Raw genomic sequence first — 19,919 nt, 5'->3', positions numbered from 1 at the left:
CCCTCTTTTACAGCCAATCAAACTCTAAAATTATCATGATAAATATTAATCTTTCTTCTTTGATACAGCGTCTACACCCGATCGCTAAGGTCGCGCTTGAAGATGCCGCCGCATTAGCGGTTTCAGAAATGGCCAATGAAGTGCAAATTGAGCACTACCTTTTAAGCTTGCTCGAACGTCCTAACAGTGACTTTGATGTGTTGCTTGCCCATTTTGACTGTTCAGAAAACCTACTTCGTCAGTCAGTTCGTTCGTCACTCGACGCCAGTTCCCGAGGAAACGGCGGCAAACCGGTATTTTCATCGCTGTTAATTGAATGGTTGCAAGAGAGCTGGTTGGTGTCATCTTTAGACCTTTCAGAAACGCACATTCGTTCAGGCGCCCTACTTTTGACCTTAGTTAGCAACCCACTGCGCTATGGTCAACACGGCTACGCCACCATTCTAGAAAGCGTTAATCCTGATAGCCTAAAACGTAATTTCGCTGACCTCACAAGCCAATCGCTTGAAGCGCAGGTGGCAACATCGGAAAAAACCCAAGCGCGTGAAGACGGCTCAGCGCTGAGCAAATTTACTACCGACTTTACCGGCAAAGCACGCAAAGGCGAGATTGACCCAGTATTTTGCCGCGACCAAGAAATTCGTCAGATCGTCGACATTCTCGCTCGTCGCCGTAAAAACAACCCTATCGCCGTCGGCGAACCAGGCGTGGGTAAAACCGCCGTGGTCGAAGGTTTGGCATTAAAAATCGTTCAAGGTGAAGTGCCAGATAACCTCAAAGGTGTTGAACTCTACGGTTTGGACATGGGCCTTTTACAAGCAGGCGCCAGCGTCAAAGGCGAATTTGAAAAGCGCCTCAACGCGGTTCTTGATGAAGTGAAGAACTCACCAACTCCGATCATTTTGTTTATCGACGAAGCCCACACCTTAGTTGGCGGCGGTAACCAAGCCGGCGGCAGCGATGCAGCGAACCTATTAAAACCGGCTCTTGCCCGCGGTGAAGTCAAAACCATCGCCGCGACCACTTGGTCTGAGTACAAAAAGTATTTCGAAAAAGATCCTGCCCTTGCGCGCCGTTTCCAGCTAGTGAAGCTTGATGAGCCATCGCCAGAGCAAGCAGCGCTTATCATTCGCGGCCTGCGCCCGGCGTACGAAAAATCACATAAAGTGTATGTACGTGATGATGCGATCACCGCAGCTGCAGCGCTTTCTGCTCGTTATATCTCAGGTCGTCAACTGCCGGATAAAGCCATTGATGTGCTCGACACCGCTTGTGCGCGCGTCAACATCAGCCTCAATGCCGTGCCTGCATCGGTAGAAAGCTTGCAACAAAAACTGGCGGCGCAAACACGCGAACTTGAAGCGCTTGAGCGCGATGCGCTGCAACAAACTGGCGACAAGCACAGCCTTGCTGGCATTCCAGATTTAAAAGCGTCAATGCAGACCACTCAAGCAGACCTCGATGTTCAACATGCGCAGTGGCAACAAGAGAAAGCGCAAATCGAACAGATGATTGCGCTGCGCGAGCGTCTTAACGCCATCGTATTTGGTGAGCCAGAATCAACCGACAGCGAACAAGACGCTGAAAACGAAGCCAGCCCGTATGCAGAACTTGACGAGCAGCAAGTACGCGCGGCTATCGCTGAGTGCCAAGAGCAGCTCGAAGCGATTCGCCAAGGTAACCCGCTGGTGCACTTTGAAGTTGGCCCGGATGAAGTCAGCCATGTCATTTCTGACTGGACAGGTATTCCAATGGGCAAAATGCTGCAAGATGAAGCGGCGACCACGCTGAATCTTAAAGACAATCTGATTGCAGCGATCAAAGGCCAAGAGTTTGCCATTGATGCCCTAGCGCAAGGCATTCAAACTGCCAAAACCGGTTTGGGTAACCCTGATGCGCCAACGGGCGTGTTCTTGTTGGTTGGCCCAAGTGGCGTGGGTAAAACCGAAACCGCGCGTGCGATTGCCGATCAAATGTTTGGTGGCGAGCGCTTTATGACCACGATTAATATGTCGGAGTTTCAAGAGAAACACACGGTGTCGCGTCTTATCGGTTCGCCTCCAGGCTACGTCGGTTATGGCGAAGGCGGTATGTTGACCGAAGCGGTTCGCCAGCGTCCATACTCTGTTGTGTTGCTTGATGAAGTTGAAAAAGCCGATCCAGAAGTGATGAACCTTTTCTACCAAGTGTTTGATAAAGGTACGCTTAATGACGGTGAAGGCCGCACCATCGATTTCAAAAATACTTTGATCATTATGACCAGTAACTTGGCCACGCATGAAATTGAATCCTTGGTTTCACAGTCCAAAGACATCGATGCTGGTGTGATTGCTGAAGCGATTCGTCCAACGCTCAACCAATACTTCAAACCTGCTCTATTAGCACGTATGACAGTATTGCCGTACATGCCGCTTTCTGACGAAGCGATGACCAACATCATTCATCACAAACTTGGCAAAGTATCGCAGCGTTTGCAAAACCACCACAAACTCGAATTGGTCTACGACGATACCTTGGTGGAATTTGTGCTCGGCAACTGCCGCCTAGCGGAAACGGGTGCACGTAACATCGATGCGGTCATCAACCGCCAATTGCTACCACAACTTTCCACTCAGCTATTGGTTCACGATAAAGACGACGATCATAAACAGATCACTGTCAGCGTCGATGAACAAGGAACGCTCTCTTATGCGTTCAGCTAATCATAATGATTTGAGTAGCGCCCTACTTGCGATCAGCCAGTCTTTGGCTGATCGCAGCCAATTGGCGCAGACGCTCGATGCGGTGCTCACCGCCGCACGGCAAATGACCTTTTCCGATCACGGCTTAATTTACGTTCTTGACCAAACCGGTCAGGCGCTGATTCCAAGCATTGTCCATCACAATGAAAAAGCCTTAATCGATCATCCTTGGCAGCCGCTGTCGTTAGAGCTTGCCAGCGACACCGACCCATTTAACTACGCGATTCGCAATGGCGAAGTGGTGCTGATAAACGACCTTTATCAATACAACGGCTACGATTGTGATGCCATCTATCAAATTGAGCTAAGCCTTGGGCTAAGAAGCCAAAATATGCTGGCATGGCCGCTGGTCGACGACGACAGTAAAACCATCGGTTTATTGGCGCTGTTTAACCTCAATGTGATTGATAACGAAAACGCCCTCACCGCGTTTTGTCATATGGCCGCAAACAGTATTCGCCAAGCGGTATGGCTTGAACAATACGGCCAGATGATCAAAAGCTTAAGTGAAGATAACGCCGCCTTAACCCGCGAAAACAACCAGCTTAAAAAACGTAAGCAGAGCCAATACAGTGGCCCAATTGCTGAAAGCGAACAAATGCTTGAAGTGCTGCGCCGTTTGGACAAAGTGCTTGCCCTGCCTGTTGATGTACTGCTGCGCGGTGAAACTGGTGCGGGTAAAGAAGTGATTGCCAAATACATTCACGAAAACTCCAACCGCGCCAAGCAGGCATTGATTGTGCAAAACTGCGCGGCGATCCCTGAGCAGCTCTTGGAATCTGAACTGTTTGGCCACAAAAAAGGCTCGTTTACTGGCGCGGATAAAGACAAGATTGGTCTGTTTGAAGCCGCCGATGGTGGCACACTGTTTCTTGATGAAATTGGCGATATGCCTCTGCTGCTGCAAGCCAAGTTACTTCGCGTGTTGCAAGAGCGTAAAGTACGCCCGGTTGGCGCGAGTAAAGAAATTGAAGTTGATGTGCGAGTGGTCGCTGCAACCCACTGTAATTTGATGGAAAAAATCAAAAGCGGCGAGTTTCGCGCTGACCTTTTCTACCGCTTAAACGTGTTTCCAATTACGCTGCCGCCGCTTCGCGAACGCTGCACCGATATTTTGCCACTGGCCGAACACTTTGCTCAGCAAAGCGCGAAATCCCTTGGCCTTGCTCAAGCGCCAGGCTTTAGTGCCAACGTGCGCCAACAGCTGCTCGAGTACAGCTACCCGGGTAACGTGCGCGAGCTGAAAAACATCGTAGAACGTGCGCTGTTGCTGTCGGATTTTGAAACCATCAGCCAAATCGAACTCGGTGATAGCATCGAAACCTTCACCAACGTTACTATCGAGCCTCAAGTCGTCACTCAAAGCGCTGTGCAAGCGGTGCGTTCTGAAAGTCCAAACTCTGAGCAGACAGAGATAGATGAACATGGCGATGCTTCAGTGAGCCTAAAAGAAGCGGTTGGCGAATATGAGAGAACCGTGATTATAGATTGCCTTAACGCCTGTAATTGGCACACCAAAAAGGCAGCAGAGCAGTTATCACTGCCGCTCAGTACGCTGAATCACAAGATGAAGAAATACGATATCTCAGCGGCCTAATTCTAATTTAGGCTTATCGGCTTTAGTTACCATCACGTCAGTTAAAAATAAATCTATTGGCTAAAGAAAAACCGCCCAAAGGCGGTTTTTTTATGGTTGTTTATTTGTTTTCTTAAAGATAAACGGTGATATAAACACAGTGAGAATGTATGCGAGAGACAAAATACAAATGTAATCCATCGTAGTCGTAACACCATCCCCAAACTCTGTGCTCATTCGATACAACACTTGAGGCAGATGGGTAATAACAATAAGGATGGTACAAATCCGCATCGCTGTACTTGATTTTTTACCCATTAAAAATGCCCTTTTAAACGTAGGTTTGTTATTTTATTTATTTCTTCTTGGCTTGCATTATTAAGGTATGGCGTATCCAATAGGATAATGGATACATATGGGTAATCAACTAAAGATTCAAGGTCAACATTCTTGACTGGGTTGCGAGAATAATCTATGTATTTAATACTACTTCCCACCCCCATCGGGACCACTGTTTCGATTTTGTTTTTTCTTAACTCTACCCTTTCGAGATTCTTCAACTCAAATAAAGGCGTCACATCCTTAATATTGTTATCTCTTGCCTTAAATACCTTTAGATTTTTTAACTTAGAAATTTCATAAACATCTGACACATTATTTCTTTCAATATCTAAAAATTCCAAATTATTAAACTGGCCAATACCAGACAGTTCATCAAGTTGACTGTTTTTAACGTTTAACTTCGTAAGGGACGGTAGATACCCGATTCTCAGTTTATGATAATTTATAATATTAGAAAACCTTAATGCTTTTAAGTTTTTCAAACCCCTAACATCAGGAACAGCCTTGTTATCAGATGCAGATATAGACAAGTTATCTATAGATTGAGGAAACTCAACCCCCTGAATCCTTATATCCTTTAAATACCATAACGATAGATTCTTTAGTTTTTTTAAATTAAAAATTTCTTTTATATCTTCAAACTTTGGACTATATACATCCAGTTTTTTTAAATTTTCAAGCCTTCCAAAATTGAATATCTTCTCATTCAAGGCCAGAGATAAACATTCAAGATTTTCAAGATTATAAATGGTGTCATAACCTGATTTTATATTAGAATCCATTATCATCTTATATAACCCCATCTGATTATCTAAACCTGAAATACTAAAGATATCCGACGTACTAATCCCTACTTCTTTCAACACCCCACTCTTTGGAAAGATTAATTCTTTAATATTAGAACGTGAAATATAAAAATAGGTTAGATAAATAAACTGCTCCAAATGTACTGAAAAATTCTCATCATCCAAATTGTAAATATGTAACTCATTAACATGACTTATGATATCGAAAATTTTTCTATTTATATTTTTTGGGCTTTCCAAACTTACTGACAATAATTCTCCTTCTTTATCTAAAACAACACTAGTTCTTGGTATAGATGAAGTACCGCTTATCACGCTACCATCATTTAGCTTTATCACACTAGTATTGATAACGTCACAATTATTTACAGACTTTTGAGTCAATTTTACTGTAAGACCATCAACATAAAATGAAACATTATTATCAGGACTTACTGATTCCTTTATCTCATGAACAACTTGGGAGCTAGATATTATTTTATTTGCTAAATCAACATCACTTTCAGAAAACGAAAACCTTGAAAATAAACAAGCTATAATTGAAATTATATAATAACATAATTTTTTTATAGTCATACTTTCATAACCTCTAGCTTTCAATTAATATTTTGGGTTTAAGATAAGAGTTATGTTGCCATCGATCATTTATCTTCGGATAACTTAGGAAGAATAGATACATTAGGCACCAGCAGTTTACAGATTTTAACTTTGGTGTTATTTCCATGTTCGCCTCGCATTTTAATATACAACTCGTTAGCCATTCTTTGTTTAGCCACGGCGCGATCCTTTTACTGGTTTACACTGAGAACTGGTTACAAAATGGTCGCCAACACGCTTAATTTCACAGACATCCTGACACTCATCCCACGACACATCTTTTCCTTGGTAGTCGTCCTGCCAAAACTTTTCACATTTTTTAGTTTTTTGTTCAAAATACTTATCATAGGCATCTTGATATTGTTTATGTGTCGGTAGTGGAGGCAACGTATCAACCAAATTATAATGGTCAAAATCATCCACGAGGTGCGGTGGTATATAGAGAGAAAACCCGCTAATATCATCGCCTTTCACTTTAGGCGAATAAAAATATCGCAGTTTATCTATTGGGGATTGTTCATTTTGTTGACGATTACGTCGCAGCAAAATATCTGTCGACTTATCACCAGCTAATACGTTGTGTTGAAGCACGTACACCGCATCCTTAGCTAGAGGATAAGATTGACTTAAATCGGCGGTAGAAAATGAACGTTTGCCTTGCTCTGTATCACAGACAAAGGCATGGTCATCTTCACGCCACAAGATTAATTTCTCTTGGTTACATTCTTTAGGGTAATAGTCCGCTAAAGAATAGTGTTGCCAATCGCCAATTTTATATTGATAAAGTTTTGGTTTAGCTTTGTTGTTTAATTCCGCTCGTCCATAGTTGGTTATTACATTAACCAAAATTGACTTGGCATCTCCTGTCAGCCTTATATCTTTAGGAGCATCAAAAACAACATCGCTCATTTGTTCAGGAGTCATTCTCGTGGTATCAATTTCACTCGATATTGGATTTTTATACTTCAGCGGTAAAAGATTTTGACTCATTGTCTTACTGTCAAATTCGTAGACATCATAACCTTCGTATACATACGCTTTACTGCTATCAGGTAACCAGCCGCCAAATAAGCAGGCGCCGCCAAAACGCACAATTTTACGGGTTTTTAAATCGGCCCAAGCGCAACTTTTAGTGGTTTCAAATAGCCCCATATCGAAAAAGATATAACGGCCATTCGGCGAGCGAAATGGTCGAGTTCGCTGAAGCCAAGAGACCAAACCACCGGTTTCTTCCGGCGTAAGCAAGGTTTGCAAATTGCTACCATCTAAATTCATGGTATATATAAACCGGCCTTTTTGCGATCTTCGTGACGCCAAATCTGAGTGATAATCTGTGGCTGTTCCGGTAGCTCGTCCCATTTGGCTAGTGGCGCATTTCTAGAATCGGCCACTTTTATATACCACCCAGTATCTTCTGAACTGAATCCTTTCCATCCCCAATGCAGTGAGACCGTTTTTTCAAGCTCTGAATCATATTTGGCTTGTTTTGCTTGCTCTATCGCTCTTTGCGCCTGCCAGGCTTTAAACTGAGGAGAGAGAAATACGCCAGCGGCGCTGGCCAAGGCAAAAATGCCAACTGCGGATATAATTTTTTTATTCATGGTTAAATACCTCGCTCTTTATCACGTAGAACGTGAGAACAATCTTCCCTGATTTAGCTTATTCAATATGAGAGTAAGAATAACCCTGCTCCTTTAAACGTGCTTTGGCTTTATTTAAATCTTCATAACTAAGCGGCGGGTATAAATATTGACTCCAGCGATTATCGTCTATATGTTCAAGGACGTAGCGGCTAAACGCGAAACCCAAATCCCCCAAAATAAAAGTCTCTCCATTTCTTATATAACGATAGGAGTATCTCATTTCGGTCACAGGGCTATTATCATCCGGCATTGGAATATAACGAGAGATAGTGGCAAATGCTTGGGGGCTAATAAACCAAGACTCTTTTTTACTATAATGCATCAACACTTGATTGAGTTCAGTTTGACCAATAATTTTAGATGGAGTCCCTGGCTCATAAATATCATCCCCACATTTGAAACTATTACCTATCCAACTACCATTAGGCCGACATTGATGTTCATCTGGTATATAATCGCCGTAATCAACGATTTTCAAACTGTCTAAGTCAATAACCAGAGTGTTACCACACGTTTTGATATCCGGCTCAAAGTTATCGACAACATAGCTGCCTCGGCAAGAAAACCATCCTCCCCCATTACGTTCTAACTGGACATACAGTCGGTTATCTTTGCGGCTTAGAACTTTATTTGTCCAATCTCCCTCTAACGCCATACCCGCAATATCGCCATATGTATCGTCTAGGGTGGTGACTTGTTTACTTGGTAACATCACTTTAATTAAAGAATCAGAATGTGAGATAACAACTTGTGAACTATCTGGCTGCCAGAGTACGCGAGTAGCTGACTGAGACACTCCATTAATAAAGGTCTTTTCTTTAGTCTTTAAATCATAAAGCACTAAACCACCTTTTTGTGGCACTAGCACATAGCGTCCGTTAGGCGAGCGCGACATAAAGCGCGAATAATCAGCAGAAGTCCCAAAAGTAACGTGAGGCGTTAAACCCACTTCTCCTTCGGGGATCAGTAGCTCAAGACCTGAACCATCAATACCTGCAGCCCAAATACTGATTTTTGATTTGTCATCATTGGGCACGGTAAATAAAATTTGTGGCACTTTTAAATCTTCATTATGCCAATCAGCCACCTGGGGATTAGTTGGAAGATCAAACGAATAATAATGATCCCATGTACTCGTTTTACCACGCCATAATTTAAGCTCATGGGCAATATCGTCAATACGGTTTCGCTCTTTTATATATGAATAACCTAAGTAGCTGCCAATCGTAACCAATGCAGCAGCGACGACGCCTAAACCTAACTTTGTTGTCTTTTTCATAAATAACCCGGTATTTGACTCACAAACACTTCTTGTAACTGCGCCTTTACATTTTGAAATTTTAAATTACATAAAACATGTCACTCGCGATAAAACTATCTTGAGTCTTTAAACCAGAGTCCGTTGTTAGCAAGGCCGTTATATAACGTTTTTAGCTCTAGTGTTCTGTTATGTCCTAATGGGCGCCAACTCCACGCTTTGTGGGTTTTATAATCACGCACTTCCATTACCATGGCATGTTTATTGGCATCCACAAATCGCCCTGATTTTCCGAGAATGTACCTACTTCCAATTGACTTACTGACAGTTCTATCTTCTAGGTTTAATAGGAAGTGATTACGTCCTTGAATTTTTTGTGCCCATCGAGTTTCAACCCAAGAGACTGTGAGATCTGGGCTAAGAGAACGGAACTCAGCTACATTTTCTTCTATTGTTTTATCTGCTTGATACCACTCAATACCATATATCTTATTATTAGTATGCTCATCAAAGACCACAAAGCCACCATCAGACACAATATATCGCTTTCCATCACGAATAATTCCTGTATCAGTAATATAAATATCTGTTTTAGTCTTTTTATGAGTTGCTACATCCCATCTGTAGACTGTATCCGGGCCAGTTTTGTAATATAAATAGCTGCTATCTTCCGCCCATAAAAAGCCAGTAGGACCACTATAGTCAAGAACAGTCGTCTCTTGAGTTTTCAGGTCATATACTGCTTTACCAGAACCACCGTAGCTAAACGCCAAATAACGCATATTAGGAGAACGTACCATTTTCCCTGATCCAGAAAGTGCTCCTTTAGGCAAACTATCCATAACAAGGCGCAAATCGGTACCATCGGTTTTCATACTCCAGATTTTTACTTGGCCTTCATAATCTGTATACATAGGATCGTTTTTATCGCCTAAATTAGCCCAAAAAAATTGTATCCGTGGTAAGTCATAAGAGCTGGCATCATTTAAATCTTCACGTGGCCACTCTTTGGCGCGATAAACAAAGTATTTTGGAAATGGCTGGACTTGAGCTTTGAAGTCCCAGCCTTCAAATTCGCCACCTTCACTCATCTCCATGGTGTAGTAATTATGTTCGGTAACGTAGGTTCGACCGTCATCCTTACCACATGCGGTAAGAGCGGCAGCCGGTAATAATATTAGAAATAGTTTTTTCATTATTTCCCCTCCTTACGCGCTTTTAGTTGACGTTGATAGGATTCATCGTATTGCTCTTGAGTCGGAATTGGCGGAAAAAAACTGCCTAAATCCATTTGGTCAAACTGTTGTGCTAGATTTTGAGAAATAAACAGGTTCAAGTGATTAAGACTCTTATAGTCGTCTTTGCTCTCTAACTGTAAGTCATAGTAATATGTGATTTTATCGAACATTCCAGCTTCATTGGGCTGGCGATAACGCAGCAAAGTATTACCGTAATTACCAGAATTCCCTTTGAAGTACCATGCTCCCTGTTGAATAACATTTCGGACAGGTGCATTTTCTATCTGTTTATCGGGATTACTTTTAGAGAACACGTAATTTTCGTGGCTCATATTATCACCACAAATAAAGTAATTTTGGTTGGGATTATAATCAAATTGGTCCTGGCAGGCAGGCGTCAGGTAATTTTTAACCTCTTTTAATTTTAAAGTCTCTAAATCAAACCCCGCTTGTACTCGTTTAATAATCTCACCGGCGGGATTAGTTTTAGAGCCTGACCAAATTAATAGATTCAACTCGTCATTAATCATAAACGTTTGAGTGTCAACTTCGGGATAATAAAGTTCACCGTCTATGGTAAATTTCTCAGGCAGCACATTAGATTCAGCACCTGTTGCAAGGTCAATTTTACGTGGCTGATTATGGATGGGACTGGTATCAGAATAATAGTAAGAGCGACTATCCTGACTAAAGGTGCCATCCCAACAAGTGCGCATCTTAGCCACAATCTTACGGTCTTTTAAATCATAGATAAGGCAGGGAGTTCTATCTAAATTAAACGAATAGTGCGTGGATAAATATCGGCCATTCGGAGAGCGAACATTATAGCCCGTCGGCAGTTTCCCTAACTCCTCACGATCCAGCAGTAGACGCATATCTGACCCGTTTATATTCATGGTATAAATCGTGCCATCTCGCCCGTAATGAAACATCACTTGAGGTTGGCTATGTACTGTATCCCACTTTTCTAAGGTAATTTTTTTAGGTAATTCGACAGTGATATCCCAAGAAGGAATACGCTGCTTTCCATTCCCAAATATATTCCATTCTCTGCTCTTAACAATTCTATCGATTCTTTCTTGTATTTCTGGAGCTGATCTAGGCTTGGAATTCCAATAGGCAGTGCCAGCACCGATAACGACCACTGCTACAACCGCAGCTGAAATAAGGATTTTTTTATTCATAGTTCTAGCCAAAAATATGTTTTTGTACTCGTTCGATTGCGGCCTGTCACTAACAAATTACTTTAGGGAAACGGTTTGTCGTTATCTCTACTGCAGAAAGTAATTCTTCTGTATCTGCGAAGCAGACCTTTTTGACTTTTGAACGGTACATCACTTCTTTAAATGCGCGAATTTCCACATTGGTATAACCCCCTTCCGAGACGCCAAATAACTGAATAATCACAATCGGTGGTTTATCAAATATCGATTTCGAAAACACTTGTTTGGTTAGTTCGATAACGCACGCTTCTAGTTGATAGAAATCCCCCATTAAGGTGCGAGGGTGAGATAATGCTGGGCAAAGTTTTGTGGCTGATTGATTGGTTTCAATATGAGTCGCGGTCACTTCACCTTTTGTAAACCGATAATAAATATGATTACGCCTAAACATAGGAATCCTTGCTGATACGATAAAGTGATATATGACGCTGATATAAGGCGACACACCTACCGTATGGCTTAAAAAGTGATTGAATTAATGAAGAAAAACCGCCCGAAGGCGGTTTTTATTACTTAGTTAATTAACCCAATCCCCTAACATATCAAGTCTTTTCTGCACTAATGAGTCAACATGGTCATTTATTTGCATCCAGTCTCTTAGGTTTTGATGCGGTATGAACTTAAGAGGTTCACCCTGCAAGTTCTCATAAAGTTCGTTGTCTGTCTTACTCGCATTCATTTCTTTAGCAAGATTCACTTCATATTCTTTATCTTTTAGTTGGTACCAACGTTGTGGAGGTCTTTTTACTTCAGCATCATAGATATGGATTTCGTTACTTTCTGCCCCATTTAAACCCGATTTATGAGGTCCATTGACATAAGCAGTAAACTTCACCCCTACCTGTGGAAGGAAATTATAAGCATCTGAAGGCTTTAATAGTGGAACCAACCCTTTAACTTCATGACCAAAATAGTTGATATAGCTGAGCTCATATACATTGGCAAACAGTTCAGTTTTATCTTCCCTTCTAAGGCTAAGTACTTTAAGTTTCTTAACATCAAATGCACTAATTTCACTTATCAGTTTAGATAATTTTTCAGACAACATAGACTTGTCAAGATTATTCGGTTCAAATTTATAGCCATCATTCTCCTTAACGATAGTACCAATCCGAATTACGTTTTTCATTGTTGAGACTGGCCGATTATTTGTTCCTATCCATCTATCTTGATCAACAAGTTTTACGTCAATAGGAATAATATTTGGATCGTACTGCTGGTCGATCAAACTCTGCGGGTCACTTGGCTTCGTTTTTATAATTAATGTCGCTGTAACATCCTTATCCCAGTCAAAGTTATATATTTTTCCTCGTAGTCTCCCTTCATTAGATACCAAAGGATCTTTAGCAATATTGGTATCTATCTGTTTATTAGTTCGACTACCGCTTTGCTGCAAGTAAAATAGTGTTTGAGCTGAATCAAATACCTCAGGATAGCTAAGTTCCTTATCTTTTACTGGAGGTTGAAGGAAGCTTTTTTCATAGAACAACCCATCAGCCAATTGTGGCGGACTAAAATTTTTAAAGTCTTTAGTAAACTCGTAGCTACGCGTCGGAGAGAGCGTCATATTAAACCATTTGCTATAGGTATCAGGCTGACTTAACGCTACTAACTTTATGTCTGTTTCTGTTTTACTTTGTCCTGGAACTAATATCGATAATGAATATGACAAAAACTGTCTGGCTCCAGACGTAATCGATTTTGACTTAGAATCAAATAACCCTTTCATTACTGCGCTATCATAATCGGCAATCGGACGAATACCGAAGATGCGTCGTGCACCAAAAAAATAACTAGGTTGAATACAAACGCCCATCAGTGACGTTTTGCCAGCATTATCACCAGAAAAAATGACTTTGGCCTCTTCTTCAGACAACTCCATTCGATTTATATTACGAACATACTCGGTGTGAGATGAAGCGACTGAATCAAAAAAGTGCCAAGCGCCTTCATTCGATGATTGCGAATGAACAATTAAGTTTACTGGGAAAAACTGACTTATATCCTTATATTTTCCTTGTCCTTTTGCTTCCTTTTCATCAAGTATCGCGATAACTTTAATATTGTCGTAAGGCGTTATCTCAGACTGATTCTCTTGATAATATTGCTCAAACGGGATCCAGTCACTTTGCTTAGGTGCCTTAAGCGAATCATTTTTGTAAGAGCGGCGCACAAATACGGCTATTTGCTTAAAGATACTTTTGTCTAAGTTTTTTGGTACGGTATCTGTCAGCAAATTCTTGAAATGTTTTCCATCTTCACTTGCTCGATAATGAATAGGAAAATACTTACTACTATTTAAAGCTTGCTGCTGAAAAGACTGGTTTTGATCATCTGCTGTTAACTTTCTTACCACTGCCGAGGCACTAGAGAAACTCATACGAATATAATCACCATCGATAATATTAGCAGTAGAGTTTACATAACCATTTGTTTCGAGCCATACTTCATCTAAATGTTCAGTACCCTGAAGAGAAACATCCAGATCCCAATTATCATTAAGAATATAAGTATCGATATAATCTAATATCTTAAAATCGTCAAATGAATTAGCTTTCGTTCCTAATGCCACATCATTCGTCATCCGTTGAAAATCAGAATATTGCTTTGACTCTCCTGCTTTGTCCAATTGTGCTAACTGGTATGTTTTTAATAATCGCATCAAGCCATTTAACGCAGTCATTCGCTTCATATAAGCGCGTAAATGAACGTTATCAATACCATTCGTGTCGGAGTGTGCAAGAAAAGTATTGATTGCCATCAAATCTTGATAGCGAATTGCATTAATATCATGCAATAATTTATATTTCTCGCTTTGAAATGTCTCCTCAATAAACTCCACCGCTTTTTGAGCTAACTCTAGCGCTTGTTTACCAGCAGCAACGAATCTTGCTGGAGGAAAAACCGCAGAGATCCCCTGTAAGGCAAAGTCAATCGTGCTATTAATTGCAGATACCAATTCTGTATTTGCGCCAATATCAGCAAGAATTTTTTGTTTAGCTGATTTTTCAACTTCATATAGCCCTGCACGGCTCGGCGGGTAATCGACACTAGTTGAGAAATTAAAGAAAATCTCTACACGGCGGTTTTTTTCACGTTCTTCTTTGGTTCGATTTGTATTACCTGGCAGTGGTTCACTGTACCCTTTAGCGACTAACTCAAAATATGGAGCCCAGAGTTCTTTGGCATTTTGATCACTAAAACCAGCAAGGATGGCGTTCTTAACCGCTTCAGCTCGCTTTTTAGAAAGCCGCAGATTGACATCTTCTGAGCCAATAATGCAGGTATGGCCAGTGATGGTAATCTTAAACGGAGCATATTTAATTTGTTCTAATTTTTCTGCTATTTTCTGATAAGGACCTTTATCTGCAATAATATCCGCTTTATTAAATTCAAATAGCGTGGCGTCTAAACGTAGCAAGGTTCCAAAAGCGGTACTTTCTTCGATAGCAACATGCCCTTTGCCTGAAACAAAATTCTCGGCTAATTCCCCTCTGAGCTCGCCAATCGCATCCTGATATTTTTGCGCGGTTGTTTGGTCTTGTTGAAATGCAGTGAGTTTTGATTCTTGTAACGAGGAAGTTGTATACATATAGCGGTTAATATCGCCACGAAACAGATTGTCTTTATTCTTTTTCTCCAATTTCTTCTGGTTATACATCCCCCAACCATTGACCATATCAGCAACCGTTAGCACTGGATCTACTTTGTCCAAAATAAATGAACCGAATTTGCCCACACCGCGAAGTAATGGCTCAAAAGATTGCGTAGTATAACGACTGACTAATGCAGGATTCCCGTACAAATCAGCCAGAGAAATCGTAGCGCGAATATGCGGCGAAGCGCGTTCGCCGAACACCACAGCGCTAGATAGCGCACCGACAGCAGTTTTAGCCATACTGCTCAACTTATTATCATAGTGCGTGTTAAGCTCACCGAGGGTTTTCATAAAACCAACTGATGCAAGGCCCACACCTATCGCTTTGTTAACAGTTTCAGTAAAGCCTGTCGCTCCAGAGGTCGCGGCGCTGGCTACTTTTGCGAGAGTGATCCAAGAGACGCCTTTTTCCAACGCCCCAAAGCTGGTTTCTAGAATACCTTTATTGTTTTGAATCACGCTCCAGGTTTGCTGCGGTAAACTTGCCCCCACCGTGTTGTTCGTCGCCAATTTTTCTGGTAGATCAAACGGCTGTTTAACCATGGTTTCCATCACATTGGTATAGAACTGCGGCGCGTGGTTAAGCAACGCTTCTTCCACACTGATAGGATCGCCATTAATTAATGTACAGCGCCCAGCAAGGGTTTGAATCGGGAGCTTAAATAAGTTTTCTTTTAAACTGTATTTAAGAGGGATTCCTTTATCTTTGATCTTATTCTGCTCATCATCCTCAAGTAGTTCAAAACTAACATCGATTCTGGAAAACTGTTCTATTTCCGGAAGCGTTAATACTTTTGGCGACTGAATCCAAAATGTTGCAATGTAACTCGTAGCATCATGTCTTTGACTTTCGCTGTCGTAATAGAAATACTCAGTTTTTTGAACCAGAGATACCGGTTGGCCTTTATCGTTACTTGGTTGGTCACCGACGATATCCGCCATTGAATCTGTATTATGAGTGACTATTTGCTCACTTAAGTCACTTAAAGTAACTGTTGCTCTCTCATAATCTTTGGAAGAAAAGACGATTTGAATGGTATAAAACTGCGGCACTTCAATGGCCAATATATGGCGGGTATTATGGTTTTTTAACCAATGATTATAATTTTTAAAGTATTCGGTAGTTGATAGCACTTTATCTGTTTGCGGTGGTAAACATTGGCTTTCAACATCAATATCAACCGCATTCATATCCACGCAGCACTCTTTTGCTTGTGCTACGGCACTGTCTTGTAGATAACCATAAAGTTGTTCTAACCAGCCAGTTGTTGGTGAAGTTTGTTCACCACTTTGGTTTGAGTCAGTTTGCAAGGCAAGTTGAGTCATGGGAACAAGATAGCTAGGGAAAAACAGTACCTGAGGTAGTGCGTTTTTCCCATTCACCGTTTTTACACTGCTCTGTGTTACAGGATTGCGGACAAGTTGTCCGGTTTTAATATCTTCACTTAGTACATTTAATACCCCGTGTTTATCACTCACCGCGATAGGATTCGTCGCAGTGACTTCGACAACGGATTTTTTATTTTGCGGGTCAATAGACAGTTTATCTTCAAATTTAAGCCCCGGAGCGGTTAAGGTTTCAAACGGCAGTGGAAAATAACGGCTAGCGGGCTGGCCTTTACGACCATAAAGGCGACCCATTAAATACAGCTGGCGCTGATTATGCGATGCAGGCATATTATTTCCCCTCCTTGCGCGCTTTTAGTTGACGTTGATAGGATTCGTCGTATTGCTCTTGAGTCGGAATTGGCGGAAAAAAACTGCCTAAATCCACTTGGTCAAAGTTTTGTGCTAAGTTTTGGGGAATGAACATATTCAGGTGGCTAAGTCGATCGAAATCACCTTTCTTACCTGTCTGCAATTTATAGTAGTACGTAATTTTATCAAACATCCCAGCTTCATTCGGCTGACGATAGCGCACTAAAGTATTACCGTAATTACCAGAAGATCCTTTGAAGTACCAACCTCCCTGTTGAATAACATTTCGGATAGGTGCATTTTCTATTTGTTTATCGGGATTAGCTTTAGAAAATACATAATTTTCACGGCTCATATTGTCACCACAAATAAAGTAGTTTTGATTAGGGTTATAATCAAATTGATCTTGGCAGGCAGGATCTAGATAATTTTTGACCTCTTTTAATTTAAAAGTATCTAAATCAAACCCCACTTGTACTCGTTTAATAATTTCCCCACCCGGATTAGTTTTAGAGCCTGACCAAATTAATAGACTCAGCTCGTCATTAATCATAAAAGTTTGAGTGTCACCGCCAAGATAATAAAGTTCACCGTCTATAGTAAATTTCTCAGGCAGCAGATTAGATTCATCGCCGGTTGCAAGGTCAATTTTACGTGGCTGATTATGGATGGGGCTGGTATCAGAATAATAGTAGGAGCGACTATCATGGCTGAAGGTACCATCCCAACAAGTGCGCATCTTAGCCACTATCTTACGATCTTTTAAATCATAAATAAGGCAAGCTGTAGGATCTAAACCTCTTGCATAGTGCATTGACAAATATCTACCATTCGAAGAGCGAATGTTATATCCCGATGCTGGTAATTCCCCCAACTCCTCACGATCCACTAATAAACGAACATCTGTCCCGTTGATATTCATGGTATAAATGGGGTTATCTCGACCAAAAGTAAACATCACTTGTGGCTGTTGATGTTTTGCATCCCACTGCTCAAGCTTCGGTTCTTGACTTATTTTCGCAATAAGCGGCCACGACGGCGTACGTTCCTTACCATTACCATAGGGATTCCATTCACGCCCTTTGACAATAATATCGATCCTTTTTTGGATTTCTGGATCTAACCTAGGCTTGGCATTCCAATAAGCAGTGCCAGCACCGATAACGACCACTGCTACAACCGCAGCTGAAATAAGGATTTTTTTATTCATAGTTTAGCCAAAAATAAGTTGTTTGATTGAATCCAGCAGTTGGTTTTCTGCCACTTGCATTTGTTGTAATTGCTCGTCGATTTCGCACTCTTCACATTCAGCAGCAGAATCAAACGGCTCAGGTTCTTTTATGACTTGGTCATAGGTTAGTTCGCTAAATACCGGAAATAGGCTATCGCTGCCTTGGCTGTTGGCCAAAAACAGGTTGAATTTTCCATCCGCAGGTAAGCCGCTAATTAACGCTTCGATATAACCATTTTTTACTTCAACACCGAACGCTTCGCTGACCTTCCAATCACTTTGGGTATCTTCCATAATGGCTATCAAATTCTGATAATCGGGATCTTCGAGTTCGCCTTCATTTTGATTCACTTCCACCCGCACCATAAAGCCGCTGTTTTTACCATCGACATACGCCACTACGGTATTGCTGTTATCAAAACTGCGCACCACAGTTTGCTGGGCGCTTAGCCATGGCATATCGTCTTCGGTAACGGCGTGAACGGTCGCGCTGACCACATCAGAGGTATGTTCTTGGGCAGAAAATGCTTGCGAATCGCTGTAGATGGACAGTTCATCTAGCGGTGTGCTGGCAGCATCAAGTTTGTCACTATCGGATTCCAGCGCTTCAATCTGGCTAAAACGTTTTTGTTTAGGCGAAAACATCAGCTTTAAGCCAGTATCTTGCTGTTGTACTTCACCAGCAATTTTATACGGCACCCAGATATGCGGCATGGCGAAACCATCGGCAATACGATGAATCACCAATGGCTGATCTTTTTGCTGCTCTTCTGCTTCGAGCTGGCGGTAATATTCAACATCGATGTCTTGGTAATAGCCTTTATCGGTGATCTCAAACTCTCGCCACAACTTGTTGTTCCAAAACAGATAGAGATAACCGCCCTGCAGCTCAGAAGCTTTAGCTTTATCAAAACTACCATCTAGGTAGGCAAGCGGCCTAACCGGCACCAGCACGTTATCCCATTCGTCCATGTCGGTGTCTTTATCGACTGGAGTAAGGTCTTCGGCGAGCTTTAATAAAATCGGCGTTGGTTGGCCTGGGCACGGAATGCGAATGTAGAGGGTTTTCGGCTCGCTTTCTAAGCCTTTGAAGGTCGCTAAACTGCGATGTTGATTGTCGTGATCAACTTTGCTGACCGTGACTTTCTCTTTCTGCGCATCGGTTTTACCCAGCATCAAACACGCGGCGTTGCTTGGCCATTGGCCGGCAAATTCCACCACAATTTTTTGATCTGGTGATGGGGTAACTGGCGTGTAAGTGAGGTTTCGCGCCAGCGGCACATCGTCGGTGACCGCTTGATAACCGGCTTTATGCACTTTGTCGATATCGGTTAACGATAATGATGACACCAGTAAGCCAAATTTCGGATAGGCCTTGAGCTGCGCTTCGGAAATGGACACATGACGCGTGAGCAGCGACGTCGCCACCCAATTCGCTTTGATCAGTTCTTGCTTAATAGCAGCAAGCAGGCTGTGGATGTCTTTTTTCGCAGAAAGTGGCAACTGGTCAGAAAATGTTTTGGGAAGTTGACTTAACACGTCTGGAATATTTCGCATACGCGAAAGCTGCCCTATACACTCATCCGGTGTAAGGACATATTGGAGCTCTTTTTTGGTCAACTTAGAGCCCAGAGAAAATTTGCAAACTAAATGCATGTAACGTCTCCACAACCATTAATGGTAAATTTTGGTTGCGGTGATTTTTAAGCTGATAAGGCTTAGGTATTCGATTTGGTGGATGAATTCTACTGATATTTTTTCAACGCTTCAACCTGAAGTTTAGGTGTTATTTTGCAGGTTGTATTAGTGATAATTCAATAAATAAAATTACCGTTCAATGTTTTGTATAAATAACGAAAGGTGTGAATTTGGCGGAAAAAAGAATGTGGGAAACCGCGTTCCCACATT

The 19,919-nt window shown here is 41.7% G+C and carries 12 protein-coding genes; 2 read left to right on the top strand and 10 right to left on the bottom strand.

Annotated features, from left to right (window positions below; all coding sequences use genetic code 11):
• The first annotated feature begins 35 nt into the window (after positions 1-35).
• Complete coding sequence (gene tssH / locus BLS03_RS16210; protein WP_093276284.1) at positions 36-2,702, top strand: type VI secretion system ATPase TssH; 2,667 nt, start codon at positions 36-38, stop codon at positions 2,700-2,702.
• Positions 2,689-4,338, top strand: a complete 1,650-nt coding sequence (locus BLS03_RS16205; RefSeq protein ID WP_093276282.1) for a sigma-54-dependent Fis family transcriptional regulator — start codon at positions 2,689-2,691, stop codon at positions 4,336-4,338. Before tssH ends, BLS03_RS16205 begins: the two co-directional genes overlap by 14 nt.
• A gap of 296 nt (positions 4,339-4,634) precedes the next feature.
• On the opposite strand, the gene BLS03_RS16195 is transcribed toward BLS03_RS16205, so the two are convergent.
• The 10 genes from BLS03_RS16195 to BLS03_RS16150 form a co-directional block, all read right to left on the bottom strand.
• Entirely contained in the window at positions 4,635-6,041 is a 1,407-nt protein-coding gene (locus BLS03_RS16195; RefSeq protein WP_093276276.1) for a leucine-rich repeat domain-containing protein, read from the bottom strand.
• Positions 6,042-6,233: 192 nt separating this feature from the next.
• Positions 6,234-7,337, bottom strand: a complete 1,104-nt coding sequence (locus BLS03_RS16190) for a hypothetical protein (RefSeq protein ID WP_093276275.1) — start codon at positions 7,335-7,337, stop codon at positions 6,234-6,236.
• The gene (locus BLS03_RS16185; RefSeq protein ID WP_093276274.1) at positions 7,334-7,663 is read right to left on the bottom strand and encodes a hypothetical protein; all 330 of its coding nucleotides are present in this window, start codon (positions 7,661-7,663) and stop codon (positions 7,334-7,336) included. Before BLS03_RS16185 ends, BLS03_RS16190 begins: the two co-directional genes overlap by 4 nt.
• 58 nt (positions 7,664-7,721) lie before the next feature.
• A complete protein-coding gene (locus tag BLS03_RS16180) occupies positions 7,722-8,984 on the bottom strand; it encodes a hypothetical protein (protein WP_093276272.1) in 1,263 nt (420 codons plus the stop codon).
• A 95-nt stretch (positions 8,985-9,079) separates the two neighbouring features.
• Positions 9,080-10,159 carry a beta-propeller domain-containing protein gene (locus BLS03_RS16175; RefSeq protein WP_093276271.1) on the bottom strand — a complete coding sequence of 360 codons (1,080 nt, stop codon included), beginning with the start codon at positions 10,157-10,159 and terminating at the stop codon, positions 9,080-9,082.
• Entirely contained in the window at positions 10,159-11,385 is a 1,227-nt protein-coding gene (locus tag BLS03_RS16170; RefSeq protein ID WP_093276270.1) for a hypothetical protein, read from the bottom strand. Before BLS03_RS16170 ends, BLS03_RS16175 begins: the two co-directional genes overlap by 1 nt.
• A 49-nt stretch (positions 11,386-11,434) precedes the next feature.
• Positions 11,435-11,815, bottom strand: coding sequence for a hypothetical protein (locus BLS03_RS16165; RefSeq protein ID WP_093276267.1), 381 nt, complete (start codon positions 11,813-11,815; stop codon positions 11,435-11,437).
• A gap of 126 nt (positions 11,816-11,941) precedes the next feature.
• Positions 11,942-16,759, bottom strand: a complete 4,818-nt coding sequence (locus BLS03_RS16160; RefSeq protein WP_093276264.1) for an OmpA family protein — start codon at positions 16,757-16,759, stop codon at positions 11,942-11,944.
• A gap of 1 nt (position 16,760) precedes the next feature.
• Complete coding sequence (locus tag BLS03_RS16155; protein ID WP_093276261.1) at positions 16,761-17,990, bottom strand: hypothetical protein; 1,230 nt, start codon at positions 17,988-17,990, stop codon at positions 16,761-16,763.
• 3 nt (positions 17,991-17,993) lie between these two features.
• Positions 17,994-19,667, bottom strand: a complete 1,674-nt coding sequence (locus tag BLS03_RS16150) for a hypothetical protein (RefSeq protein ID WP_093276258.1) — start codon at positions 19,665-19,667, stop codon at positions 17,994-17,996.
• Positions 19,668-19,919 lie beyond the last annotated feature (252 nt).

Origin of the sequence: Vibrio xiamenensis, assembly GCF_900100015.1 — a bacterium.
GTDB classification, from domain to species: domain Bacteria; phylum Pseudomonadota; class Gammaproteobacteria; order Enterobacterales; family Vibrionaceae; genus Vibrio; species Vibrio xiamenensis.
Note: the sequence above shows the minus strand (reverse complement) of the source record. Positions and strands in the feature narration are given on the sequence as shown.

Bases quoted from the DNA above. Each gene is read 5' to 3' on its own strand.
- BLS03_RS16205 (WP_093276282.1), top strand. From the start codon at position 2,689: ATGCGTTCAGCTAATCATAATGATTTGAGTAGCGCCCTACTTGCGATC.
- BLS03_RS16170 (WP_093276270.1), bottom strand. From the start codon at position 11,385: ATGAATAAAAAAATCCTTATTTCAGCTGCGGTTGTAGCAGTGGTCGTT.
- BLS03_RS16160 (WP_093276264.1), bottom strand. From the start codon at position 16,759: ATGCCTGCATCGCATAATCAGCGCCAGCTGTATTTAATGGGTCGCCTT.
- BLS03_RS16175 (WP_093276271.1), bottom strand. From the start codon at position 10,159: ATGAAAAAACTATTTCTAATATTATTACCGGCTGCCGCTCTTACCGCA.
- BLS03_RS16165 (WP_093276267.1), bottom strand. From the start codon at position 11,815: ATGTTTAGGCGTAATCATATTTATTATCGGTTTACAAAAGGTGAAGTG.
- BLS03_RS16155 (WP_093276261.1), bottom strand. From the start codon at position 17,990: ATGAATAAAAAAATCCTTATTTCAGCTGCGGTTGTAGCAGTGGTCGTT.
- BLS03_RS16190 (WP_093276275.1), bottom strand. From the start codon at position 7,337: ATGAATTTAGATGGTAGCAATTTGCAAACCTTGCTTACGCCGGAAGAA.
- tssH (WP_093276284.1), top strand. From the start codon at position 36: ATGATAAATATTAATCTTTCTTCTTTGATACAGCGTCTACACCCGATC.
- BLS03_RS16150 (WP_093276258.1), bottom strand. From the start codon at position 19,667: ATGCATTTAGTTTGCAAATTTTCTCTGGGCTCTAAGTTGACCAAAAAA.
- BLS03_RS16180 (WP_093276272.1), bottom strand. From the start codon at position 8,984: ATGAAAAAGACAACAAAGTTAGGTTTAGGCGTCGTCGCTGCTGCATTG.
- BLS03_RS16185 (WP_093276274.1), bottom strand. From the start codon at position 7,663: ATGAATAAAAAAATTATATCCGCAGTTGGCATTTTTGCCTTGGCCAGC.
- BLS03_RS16195 (WP_093276276.1), bottom strand. From the start codon at position 6,041: ATGACTATAAAAAAATTATGTTATTATATAATTTCAATTATAGCTTGT.